Source organism: Kitasatospora sp. NPDC057738 (genome assembly GCF_042798815.1).
Lineage (GTDB): Bacteria > Actinomycetota > Actinomycetes > Streptomycetales > Streptomycetaceae > Kitasatospora > Kitasatospora lactacystinica.
The window spans coordinates 6,157-16,650 of the sequence record NZ_JBHVJT010000118.1 but is presented as its reverse complement, the minus strand read 5'-3'; the positions used below and the strand labels follow the sequence as shown (position 1 = coordinate 16,650).

The 10,494-nt window shown below is 73.6% G+C and carries 10 protein-coding genes; 7 read left to right on the top strand and 3 right to left on the bottom strand.

The annotated features are described in order from the left end of the window. Positions 1-140: 140 nt before the first annotated feature. Positions 141-773: a hypothetical protein gene (locus tag ACFVGO_RS37585; RefSeq protein ID WP_380636668.1), complete on the bottom strand. Its 633-nt coding sequence runs from the start codon at positions 771-773 to the stop codon at positions 141-143. Here ACFVGO_RS37585 and ACFVGO_RS37580 point away from each other — a divergent pair. The 3 genes from ACFVGO_RS37580 (at position 754) to ACFVGO_RS37570 (ending at position 3,931) form a co-directional block, all read left to right on the top strand. Beyond that, the gene (locus ACFVGO_RS37580) at positions 754-2,268 is read left to right on the top strand and encodes a glycosyltransferase (RefSeq protein ID WP_380636666.1); all 1,515 of its coding nucleotides are present in this window, start codon (positions 754-756) and stop codon (positions 2,266-2,268) included. The genes ACFVGO_RS37585 and ACFVGO_RS37580 overlap by 20 nt on opposite strands. Before the next feature lie 122 nt (positions 2,269-2,390). Further along, entirely contained in the window at positions 2,391-3,314 is a 924-nt protein-coding gene (locus tag ACFVGO_RS37575; protein ID WP_380636665.1) for a phosphotransferase family protein, read from the top strand. Between the two features lie 47 nt (positions 3,315-3,361). Then, a complete protein-coding gene (locus ACFVGO_RS37570; protein ID WP_380636664.1) occupies positions 3,362-3,931 on the top strand; it encodes a peptide deformylase in 570 nt (189 codons plus the stop codon). A 61-nt stretch (positions 3,932-3,992) separates the two neighbouring features. Here ACFVGO_RS37570 and ACFVGO_RS37565 read toward each other — a convergent pair whose 3' ends face one another. After that, positions 3,993-4,199, bottom strand: coding sequence for a hypothetical protein (locus ACFVGO_RS37565; protein ID WP_359914536.1), 207 nt, complete (start codon positions 4,197-4,199; stop codon positions 3,993-3,995). A gap of 10 nt (positions 4,200-4,209) precedes the next feature. Beyond that, complete coding sequence (locus ACFVGO_RS37560) at positions 4,210-5,469, bottom strand: MFS transporter (RefSeq protein WP_380636662.1); 1,260 nt, start codon at positions 5,467-5,469, stop codon at positions 4,210-4,212. Between the two features lie 321 nt (positions 5,470-5,790). On the opposite strand from ACFVGO_RS37560, the gene ACFVGO_RS37555 reads away from it, so the two are divergent. From ACFVGO_RS37555 to ACFVGO_RS37540, 4 genes are all read left to right on the top strand, one after another. Continuing rightward, positions 5,791-7,305 carry an amidase gene (locus tag ACFVGO_RS37555; protein ID WP_380636661.1) on the top strand — a complete coding sequence of 505 codons (1,515 nt, stop codon included), beginning with the start codon at positions 5,791-5,793 and terminating at the stop codon, positions 7,303-7,305. Further along, a complete protein-coding gene (locus ACFVGO_RS37550; RefSeq protein ID WP_380636660.1) occupies positions 7,302-8,597 on the top strand; it encodes an MFS transporter in 1,296 nt (431 codons plus the stop codon). Before ACFVGO_RS37555 ends, ACFVGO_RS37550 begins: the two co-directional genes overlap by 4 nt. 40 nt (positions 8,598-8,637) lie before the next feature. Further along, positions 8,638-9,309: an FCD domain-containing protein gene (locus ACFVGO_RS37545; protein WP_359914548.1), complete on the top strand. Its 672-nt coding sequence runs from the start codon at positions 8,638-8,640 to the stop codon at positions 9,307-9,309. Positions 9,310-9,578: 269 nt separating this feature from the next. After that, positions 9,579-10,304, top strand: coding sequence for a hypothetical protein (locus tag ACFVGO_RS37540; protein WP_380636658.1), 726 nt, complete (start codon positions 9,579-9,581; stop codon positions 10,302-10,304). The last annotated feature ends 190 nt before the right edge of the window (positions 10,305-10,494 follow it).

The following is a 10,494-nucleotide window of genomic DNA, read 5'->3' as shown; positions in this document are numbered from 1 at the left end:
CGCGTTTTTCTTTTGCCCCCCCTCCCCCCTCTTCCCCCCCCCCCCCCCCCACGGCTGCCCGGCAATGCCCGTCAGTCGGCCCGGCACGGCGCCGGCGCGCGCCCGTACCGGCGGGCGCCCGTACCGGCGCGCGATCCGGCTCAGCAGGGGCTGAGCCACCAGACCCAGTCCCAGGAGGCTTCAACGTCCCAGCTCAAGCCACCGGGTGAGGTCCAGCCGAGATTTCCGTTTCGGTCGTAGAACTTGGCGTGCAATGCGGCCCGCTGATTGTTGATCCACGATCCGGTTCCGGTCCAGGTGATGCGATTCAGCTGATTGCAGGTGAAGAACTGCAGGGACGTTCCCCAGAAGTTCGGCAGGCTGAAAGCGCATACATAGGTGTACGGGCAGAACTCTTCCGGACCGTCCGGCGCGGAGAGGTCACGAGCCCGCTGCTCCCCGGGCAACGGAACGAGCAGTCTCCCTCCCGCGCTCAGGTCGATCCTGTTGATGGCTGTCTGGGTCCCGCCCATTGTGGCCAGATAGCCGTTGACCGTGTCCTGAAGTGCCGCAGCCTGAGAAGTGTTCAGCCCGACGCTCCTCGCCTGGGCCGAGAAGTCGGGTCGGGCACTGTTCGGGCCTGGTCCGGTGACGGCACCGGCCGTACCCGTCGTCGCCAAGATCGTGAAGACCGTCACCGCTGTCGCGATGACGGCCGTGAGGGCATCGCCCCGAGCCCGGACTCGCACGGGCCCGTCGTGGAGAATCACCTCCATGCGCATCCTGATCGTCACCACCGGCTCCCGCGGGGACGTCGCACCGTTCACGGGCCTGGGCCGGCGTCTGACGGACGCCGGGCACCGGGTCGCCGTGGCCGCCCATCCGACCTTCACGACACTGATCGAGTCCTGCGGCCTGGAGCACCGGCCGCTGCCGGGGGACCCGGAGGAACTCATCCGCGCCAGGGCCCGCGCGACCTCCCCGGAGGAGACCCGCGCGCTGATGACCGCGTTCGTGGACGGACTCGCCGACGGCGTGGCGGACGCCGTGGCGGGCGGAGCCGACCTGCTGCTCACCGCCTTCGCCCCGTCGCCGCTCAGCCGCACGGCCGGGGAGGCCCACGGCCTGCCCGTCCTCGGCACCTACCTCACGCCCGCCTTCGCCACCAGGGAGTTCCCGCTGCCCGGCCCCGCCGGCAGCGAGGACCTGGGACCGGAGGGCAACCTCGCCGCCGGCCAGGAACGGCTCCGGAGCGCGGACCGGCTGTTCTCGGGCGCCGTGACCCGGATGCGTCAGCGCCTCGGCCTGCCCGGCACGACACCACCGCCACCGCTCGGACACACCCGCCCGGTCGTCCACGGCTACAGCCCCCTGCTGCTGCCGCGCCCGGCGGACTGGCCGGCCCCGGTCGACGTGGCGGGCTTCTGGTGGCCCGCCCGGCCGCTGGACTGGCAACCCCCGGCCGAACTGGTCGACTTCCTCCACGCCGGCCCGGCCCCGGTGTTCATCGGCTTCGGCAGCATGGCACCCGGCGAGGGCACCCGGCTGGGCGAACTGGTGACGGCGGCCGTGCGGCAAGCCGGCGTACGCGCAGTCGTCCAGGCGGGCTGGGCCGGACTGGAGGCCGCGGGCGACGGCATCCTCTCCATCGGCGACCTCCCCCACGACTGGCTCTTCCCCCGAACCGCCGCCGTTGTCCACCACGCCGGAGCCGGCACCACCGGCGCCGCGCTGCGCGCCGGGGTCCCCGCCGTACCGGTGCCCGTCATGGTCGACCAGCCGTTCTGGGCGGCACGGCTGCACCGGCTGGGAGTCGCCCCGCAGCCCGTGCCGTTCGCGGAGCTCACGGCCGAACGCCTCGCCGCCGCCATCACGGCCGCGCTGGCCGAGCCGGTCCGCCGCCGTGGCCGGGCTGATCGCAGCCGAGGACGGCGCCGGTGCCGTCCTCGACCGCATCGCCCGGATCGACCAGAACCCCGGCCGCTGAGCCCCGCCGCCCAACCGCCCGCCGCCGGACCGTCCGCCGCCCGCCGGACCGTCCGGGGCGGGGGAGCCGAGCCGATCATGGGTGCTTCACAACGCACACGGTCAGCTGCGTCGGCCGGCCCTGATGCCGCAGCGGGTGGACCAGCAGCCGACGGGAACCAGCCGCTCTCCGCTCACCCGCACGACGACCGGCTTCCCGTCCTCGAAGCCGATTCGATCACCGACGGCCAGGAAGAGCGGTCTCGCCAGCTCGAAGGCGTAGCCGTTGTCGGTTTCAAAGTCCTCCGCCAGGACCAACCGTGAGGTCGGCGTGGCCCCATCGGCAATCAGTCGCATGCCGAGATGGTCCCACGCTGTGCGATGCCGCCACGGACCGGTCCAGAAGGCCGGCAGACCAGAGTGGCGGCCGGCACTAGCATGCGTGGATGGACCTTTCGCATCTCGGCACGCCGATCGGGCCGATGACTCGCGTCCACGGCGGGTTCGCCAACCGGATGTACCGGCTCGACACCGACCAAGGGTCGTTCGCGGTGAAGGAGTTGAACCTCGTCGACCGCCGCTGGACCTATCGTGTCGAGGACGTGTTCAGGTTCGAGCGGGCGGCCTTCGCCGCCGGCATCCCGATGCCGGAGCCGATCTCGGCCGGCCACCGCACGCTCGTTCATCGATGGGTCGAGGGAGAGAAGGTGCCAGAGGCACCGGTGTCGGCGGCGTACGCGTTCGAGATCGGTGAGATCCTCGCGCGCGTCCACGCGCTCGACGTCGCGTGGCCCCGTGAGTCGATCGAGGAACCGACGTCACGGGACTGGCCCGAGCTCGCCGCGCGGGCGGCGGCGACCGGACAGCCGTGGGCCGACGAACTCGCCTCTCACGTCGAGACGTTCCTCGCGATCGCCCACTTCGTCGACACCTGCGAACGGCCGGGCCCCGTCGTGCTGACCCACGGGGACATCCAGCCGTGGAACCTGCTCGCTCGGGAGGGTCGGCCGGTGGTGCTCGACTGGGAGCTGTCGGGCATGCTCGACCTGTCCGGTGAGCTCGGCTCGACCGCGCTGAGCCTCGCGAAGGGGCCCGGCTTCGACGGCATCGAGCCCGCCGTCTTCCGCTCGGTCCTCGATGGCTATGTCGCGGGGGGCGGAGCGCTGCCGCCGTCAGGTCCGAGCTGGTTCGTGTTCATGATCGGCGGCTGGCTGGGCCACACGAGGTGGAACATCCTCCGGTGCCTCGCCGGTGTGGAGGCGAGCACCGGCCCCGACCTCGCGCTGTCGCACGAGTCCGTGCGCAACGGCGTGCGCGGCCTCCCCGACCTGTTCGGCCGGCTTCCGGAGCTCGGGGCGCTGCTCGTGTGACGGTTCCGGGTCCGACCCGAACGCGACACGATTCAAGGGGAGTTCAGGTGATCCAGGTGCGGCCCAGCGAGCAGATGCGTGACCTCGGCGTCGTCCAGGAGGGCGCGCCCGTCCTTGCCGAGCCCGCCCGTCCCTTCGACCTGCCCGCCGAGCGCGAGGCCGCCGAGCAGGTCGTCGAGAAGCTGTTCGCCGCGATGGAGCGCATCGGCCGGGTCCACCCCTTCGCCAAGGGCATGGGCATCGCGGCACTCCAGATCGGCATCGGCCGGGCTGCCGCCATCGTCCGGCCGGCCGAGCCGGGAGCGCCGGCGATCGTCCTGCTCAACCCGACGATCACCGACCGCTCCGACGAGACGGACGAGCAGTACGAAGGCTGCCTGTCCTTCTTCGACGTCCGCGGCATGGTCCCCCGACCACTGCGGATCATCGTGGAGAGCACCACGCTGGACGGCCGGCTGATCACCACCACGTACGATCGCGGACTCGGCCGCTTGGTCCACCACGAGATCGACCACCTCGACGGCCTGCTCTACACCGCCCGCATGCGGACCGGCATCGAGCCCATCCCCGTCGAGCAGTACCGGCAGACCGGCCGGGCATGGGCCTACGAGCAGTGATCCCGGCCCGGCCGGCCCCGGGCGCTCACCGCATCGAGGCCTCTCTGTCGCGGATGTGCGACTACCGTGCGCGGCCGATCCGCCCGGTGACGACGGCCAGGGCGGTGCCCAGCAGCACCAACCCGGCGTACCCGGCGGTCTCGTGGCCGCCCGGGACCAGGTACTGGACGAAACCGAAGAGGCGGAAGCCCCCGAGGTGGTCGGAGAGCAGGCCGCTGATCCCTCCGACGATGAGGGCGAAGCTCACGAAACCGAGCAGATTCTTCATGCCCCTGAGCCTAGAGACGCAGGTCAGCCCCGGTATCCGACTTTCGGTGCGACCTGTCGCCACCAAAGTCGCGCAGTCGGTGGGCGGCTGACGCGGCGGAGAGCAGCGCGGGGGCGGCCGCCAGGGCGAAGCAGAGCGGCAGCGGCAGCCGGCCGACCAGCAGGCCGAGGGCCGCGGTGCCGCCCGCCGAGCCGGCGTTGAAGGCGGTGTTCACCCAGGCGCCGGCCCGGGTGCGGGCCTGTGGTGCGGCCGTCTCGTCGGCGATCAGGTAGGCGGTGGTGACGACGGGGGAGACGAACAGCCCGGCCAGCGCGACGGCCGCGGTCAGCACGGGGAGGTTCGGTGCCAGCCCCGCGCCCGCCAGCGCCAGGCCCAGCCCGGCGACCAGCAGCGGCAGCCGGGCCCGGTTCGGGGCGGACCAGCCGACGGCACCGTAGGCCAGGCCCCCGACGGCACTGCCGGCCGAGAGCGCGGCCAGGATCCAGGCGACCGCCCCGGCCCGCCCGTGCTCCTCGGCGAAGGCCACCACCATCAGGTCGAGCGCCCCGAGGGCCAGCCCGGTCGCGGCCGAGGCGAGCACCGCCCGGCGCAGCTCTCCCCCGCCGTCCGGGCGCGCGCCGGGTGCGGCCGGTCCGGTCCGGTCCGCCTCCCGCGCGGCGGGGGAGGAGACCAGTGCCAGGGTGCCCGCCAGCACGAGCCCGGCGCCCGCGGCCACCCCGGCCGCCGGACCGGCGAGCGCGAGCAGCAGCCCCACCAGCAGCGGGCCGCTGACGAACAGCAGTTCCTCGGCGACGGTGTCCAGGCTGTACGCCCGTCGGAGCAGCTCCTGGTCCGGCAGCAGTCGGCGCCAGAGCGTGCGCATCACCGGCCCGAGTGGCGGGGTGCAGGCACCGGCGGCGACCACCAGAGCACCTGTCAGGACCGGCGGCGTGCCCGGTCGCCAGGTGGCGCTGGCCACCAGGGTCAGCAGCCCGGCGTACAGCGCGGCCATCGGCGGCAGCGCGCGCCGGGGGCCGTACCGGTCGACCAGGGCGGCACGGGCCGGCGAGAGGAAGACGCTGGTCAGCCCGAACAGGGCCAGCACGGTGCCGGCCACCGGGTAGGAGCCGGTGGCGTCCCGGACGGCCAGCATCATGGCGAGCGGGACCATCCCGTACGAGAGCCGGCCCAGCAGGGCGGCGCCGAAGGTGCGGCCGGCGTGCGGGGCGCGCAGGACGGCGGCGTAGGAGGGGGTCGGCGAAGAGAAGTGGGAGGGGTTGGGCGAAGACAAGGGAGACGTTCCTCGGCGAAGGCGGGCAGGGCGGGGCCGTGCCCGGAGGCGTGCGGGGACACCGGAGCGCCGTGCCCGGTGAGAGGGGGCACGGTCGTGGCGGTCCGCTACGCACGGGGGAGGAACATGTCCGGAACCGTAGCAGGCCCGCCGTCCAGTAAGGCTTGCCTTGCCAACCGGTCGGGCCCGCCCCTAGGGTGAAGTCCTCAGAGGACCTGAGGACCTGAGGACCTGAGGGCCTGAGGACCTGAGGATCTGCGGACCTGAGGGCATGAAGACCTGGTGACCTTGGGGCCTGAGGACTATTTGGGGAGAGTGATCATGTCTGACCTCCATGACCTGACGCTGGCCGAACAGGCCGCGGCGGTCCGCCGACGCACCGTCTCGCCGACCGAACTGGTCGACCACCACCTGCGCCGGATCGAGGAACTGGACGGCGTGCTCGGCGCCTACCGCACGGTCGACGCGTCCGGCGCCCGCCGGGCCGCCCGTGCGGCCGAGGCCCGGCTGGCCGCCGCCGGGACGGGGGGCGGCAACGGGACCGGGGACGCCGCCACGCTGCCGCCGTTGCTCGGCGTTCCGCTGTCGGTGAAGGACACCTGGCCGGTCCGCGGACTCCCGTTCACCGCGGGCTCCGCCGCCTTCGACGACCGCATCGCTCCGGAGGACGCCGCCGCGGTCGGCGCCCTCCGGGCGGCGGGCGGCATGCTGCTGGGCACCACCACGGCCGCCGAGTTCGGCTGCTCCTCCTACACGGAGACGGTCCACGCCACCGCGCGCAGCCCCTACGACCCCGGCCGCGGTGCCGGGGGTTCCAGCGGCGGGGCGGCCGCTTCGGTCGCCGCCGGACTGGCCGCGGGCGCCCTGGGCAGCGATGGCGGCGGCTCGGTCCGGATCCCGGCCGCCGCCTGCGGTGTGGTCGGCCTCAAGCCCGGCCGGGGCCGGGTGACGCCCGCCCCCGGCACGGACGCCTTCGGGCTGGCCACCGCCGGCCCGCTGGCCAGGACGGTGCTGGACGCGGCCATCCTGCTGGACGTGATGGCAGGCAGCATCCCGGGCGACGGCAGCACCCTGCCCGCCGTCCCCGCCGTTTCCCCCGGCCACTTCCGGTCCTGCGGCGAACGCGAGCCCGGCCCGCTGCGGATCGGGGTCCTGCCCCGGACGGACGGCTGGCACCCCGAGGCCGCGCTGGCCAGCCACCGCACCGCCGACCTGCTCGCCGATCTCGGCCACCGGGTGGAGGAGGCCCCGCCGTTCGACCCGGGCGAGTACCTGCCGGACTTCACCGTGCTGTGGAGCGTGCTGGCCGCCGCCGTCCCCGTCCCGCCGGAGCGGGAGGACCGGCTGCTGCCGCTGACCCGCTGGCTGCGCGACCGGGGCAACGAGCACAGCGCGGTCCGGCTGGCCGCGGCGATGGCCTCGCTGACCGCCGTCGCCCGGACGATCTGCCACCGCTACGACCGCTTCGACGCGGTGCTGAGCCCCACGACGGACCAACCGCCGCTGCCGGTCGGCACGTCGGCCGATCCGGACGAGCCGGAGCGGACCTACGCCCGGATGCTCTCCGTCACCCCGCGCACACCGGTGGCGAACCTCACCGGCCGGCCGTCGATCAGCCTGCCGCTGCACTGGACACCGGACGGACTGCCGATCGGCGTGATGCTGACCGCCCGGCTCCACCAGGAGGGCCTCCTGCTCTCCCTCGGCGCCCAGCTGGAACGGGCCCGGCCCTGGCACCACCACGCCGCCCGGCAGGCGGCGGTGCTGGAGCGGGCTGCCGTGCCGGAGCAGGCGACCCGGCGGGCGACGGCGCGGCCCGGGCGGAGGACGCGATGAAGCGCGGACAGCTGGCCTTCCTGACCGGCACCCACATCGTCAACGACCTCTACCAGGGCGCCGTCCCGGCACTGCTGCCCTTCCTGATGTCCCAGCGGCACTACAGCTACACCGCCGTCTCCGGCATCGCCCTGGCCGCGAGCGGCCTGTCCAGCGTGGTCCAGCCGCTGTTCGGCCTGCTGGTCGACCGCCGCCACCGCGGCTGGCTCATCCCGGCCGGCTTCCTCACCGCCGCGGCCGGGATCACCGGTGCGGCCATGGCCGGCAGTTACCCGCTCACCTGGCTCTGCGCCGCCCTGGCCGGCATCGGCATCGCCGCCTACCACCCGGCCGCCACCAGCCAGGCCCGGGCCGCCGGCGGACAGTCCCAGCGGGCGATGAGCCTGTTCTCCGTCGGAGGCACCCTCGGCGCCTCGCTGGCACCGGCACTGGTCACCCTCGTGGTCGGCGCCTACGGCCTGGGCGGCAGCTGGCTGCTGGCCGTCCCGGCGCTGGTGACGGCCCTGCTGTGGGCCGCGCGGGGCCGCTGGCAGCAGTACCGCGGCCACACCCCGGCGGCCCCGTCGACCACTCGGGGCGCGGCGACCAGCGCCCACGGCGACGACTGGCGGGCGTTCGGACGCCTGGCCGCGACCACCGTCGCCTGGTCGATCCCCTATGTGACGGTCACCTCGATGCTCGCCCTCCACATCCAGCGCGACCTGCACGGCTCGACGGGAATCGGCGCCACCGCACTGACCCTGCTCACCCTGGCCGGGGCGGCCGGCACCCTGCTCGGCGGCTGGCTGGGCGACCGGCACGGACGGATGGCCCCGATCCGCACCGGCTACCTGCTGGCCGTCCCCGCACTGGCCGTCGTGGCCTTCGCCTCCTCCGTCGCGGTCGCCACGGCCGGTGCGGTGGCGTTCGGACTGGCCATGTTCCTGCCCTTCGCCCCGCAGGTGACACTCGCCCAGGACTACCTGCCCACCCGGCCCGGCACCGCCAGCGGGCTGACCCTCGGACTCGCCATGTCCGTGGGCGGCCTCGCCGCGCCGGCGCTCGGCCGCCTGGCCGACGCGCACGGCCTGCGGACCGTCCTCGCCCTGGTCCTCGGCGTGCTGGCACTCGGGCTCGGCTCCGCGCTGCGCCTGCGCGACCGCGCACTTCCGGAGCCGGCCCCTGCTCCGGCCCCTGCTCCGGTCCCCGAGCGGACGTCCGGACCGGAGTCGGGAACGGAACGGCCGGGGGAGGATCCGGCCGGGCCGGCCGACGAACCGGCCGTCACGGGCGCAGCACCCGGAGGACGATAAGGTCGTCCTCATGACTGTTCGCCCGGTACGCCATCGCTCAATGGTGGAGGAGGCCACGGCCGAGCTGCGCCGACTGATCGCCACGGGCGAGTGGCCGGTCGGCAGCAAACTGCCCGGCGAGGTGGAGCTGAGCCGACTCCTCGGAGTCGGCCGGACCACCTCGCGCGAGGCGGTCCGGGTGCTGATCGTCGACGGCCAGCTGCGCGCCCGGCAGGGCTCGGGCACGTACGTGGCCGCCGCCTCCCCGGTCTCGGAGTTCGACCGGGAACTGCGACGCTCGGAAGTCTTCGACGTGTACGAGGTCCGGGCGGCGCTGGAGGTGGAGGCGGGCCGACTGGCCGCGCAGCGGCGCACCGAGACGGACGTCGCCGCGCTCCGGGCGGCGCTGGCCGCCCGTGACGCGGCCGTCGGCCCGGCCGAACTCGTCGAGACGGACCTGGAACTGCACCGCCAGGTCGTACGGGCGGCGCGCAACCCGGTGCTCATCCGCCTCTTCGACTCCTTCGTCGACGCGCTGCGCGAGGCGGCCGGCCATGTGGTGGCCGACAGCCGGCTCCACGACGGCGTCGAAGAGGAGAGCATCACCCGCGCGCACCGAGCCCTGGTCGAGGCGATCGCCGCGGGTGACCCGGACGCCGCCGTCACGGCGACCCAGGCCAATCTGGACCGCACCCTCGACAGACTGCGCACGGCGGGAACCGGCCCGCACTGACCCGAGGGCCGCTCCGCGCCGGACCGCGTCGGGCCGGTCCGCCGTCTCGGCGGCCGACCGTCCAGCCCCGACGGTCCTGGCCGCCGCCCAGCGGGCCGTGCAGCCGTAGGCGGTGCGACAGACAGCGCAGATTGTCCTTGGCGCCCGAGGTCATGGGCTCGCGTATTCAACCGTCGCGAGTTTGACCCACCTGACTTCGGTACCGCTACTGAGCGTGACAGCCGTGGGGAGATTCTCCGGGTGTCAGGGGCATCCGGTTGGATGAGCACATGACTGTCCACGACGTAGCTCGCCGGCTCCCTTCCATCGCCGACCTGCGGAACCTGTGCCGCTCACTGGCGATGCTCGACGCGATCTTGAGCCCGGACTGGGAAGGCCGGTACTACTCCTTCAACGCCGGCTGGGCCGACGGCGAGGAGATGGCGTCGATGCGCAACGGGTCGGGGGACGAGTACTCCATCGTGTTCTCGGCTGCCGGGGCCTATGTCCGTGGCTTCGCCCACGAAGCACCGATGAGCCCGTACGGCAACGATGGCGAGCCCTGGCCGGGAGTGATCGACGAGGTTCCGGAGGTCTTCAAGCCCTTCGTGGAGGAGCCGGCGTTCACCGACCAGGACGAGGTTCCCGTCGTGACGGCCTGCCTCTGGCGGGAGGCGACGGACGACCGGTGGCGGCACGGCGTGATCGACTTCCCTGCCGGGTGTTCCGACCCCGACGGGGCAACAAGCCTGTTCGAGCTCCTGGTCGACCGTTCGCCGGAAGCGTTCCAGCGCTTCGCCGAGGACTACTACGAGGTTCCCGTGGACCTGGAAGCGGTGCGCGACGTCTATGCCTTGCGACCGTTGAGCCGGACGCTCGTGTCATCGCTGAACTCGGAGCTCACCCTCGCAGACCTGGCCGAGGACATCGCCGAGATCGGCTACCCGCAGCCGGTCCGGGACGTGACCCGAGCTTCGACCGTCGGTGAATCGATGGGGAGCCCAGCCGGATATTGACCGTAGGTGGTCGCCCGCGGTGCACCGACGGTGATCGCGCCGCCGCACTGTTGGTTGCCGGCGGCCTCGGCGATGGCATCGAGCTCGTCGGCCTCGCCGCGGGGGGGGAGGGGGGGGGGGGTTTTTCGCGGTTTCGTGGATCCACCGTGCTCGTCCCAGTGGGCGCGCCGCCCCTCGGTTAAACCAGCGG

Coding starts and splice junctions, on each gene's coding strand:
- ACFVGO_RS37580 (WP_380636666.1), top strand. CDS start 754: ATGCGCATCCTGATCGTCACCACCGGCTCCCGCGGGGACGTCGCACCG.
- ACFVGO_RS37575 (WP_380636665.1), top strand. CDS start 2,391: ATGGACCTTTCGCATCTCGGCACGCCGATCGGGCCGATGACTCGCGTC.
- ACFVGO_RS37565 (WP_359914536.1), bottom strand. CDS start 4,199: ATGAAGAATCTGCTCGGTTTCGTGAGCTTCGCCCTCATCGTCGGAGGG.
- ACFVGO_RS37555 (WP_380636661.1), top strand. CDS start 5,791: ATGTCTGACCTCCATGACCTGACGCTGGCCGAACAGGCCGCGGCGGTC.
- ACFVGO_RS37550 (WP_380636660.1), top strand. CDS start 7,302: ATGAAGCGCGGACAGCTGGCCTTCCTGACCGGCACCCACATCGTCAAC.
- ACFVGO_RS37545 (WP_359914548.1), top strand. CDS start 8,638: ATGGTGGAGGAGGCCACGGCCGAGCTGCGCCGACTGATCGCCACGGGC.
- ACFVGO_RS37540 (WP_380636658.1), top strand. CDS start 9,579: ATGACTGTCCACGACGTAGCTCGCCGGCTCCCTTCCATCGCCGACCTG.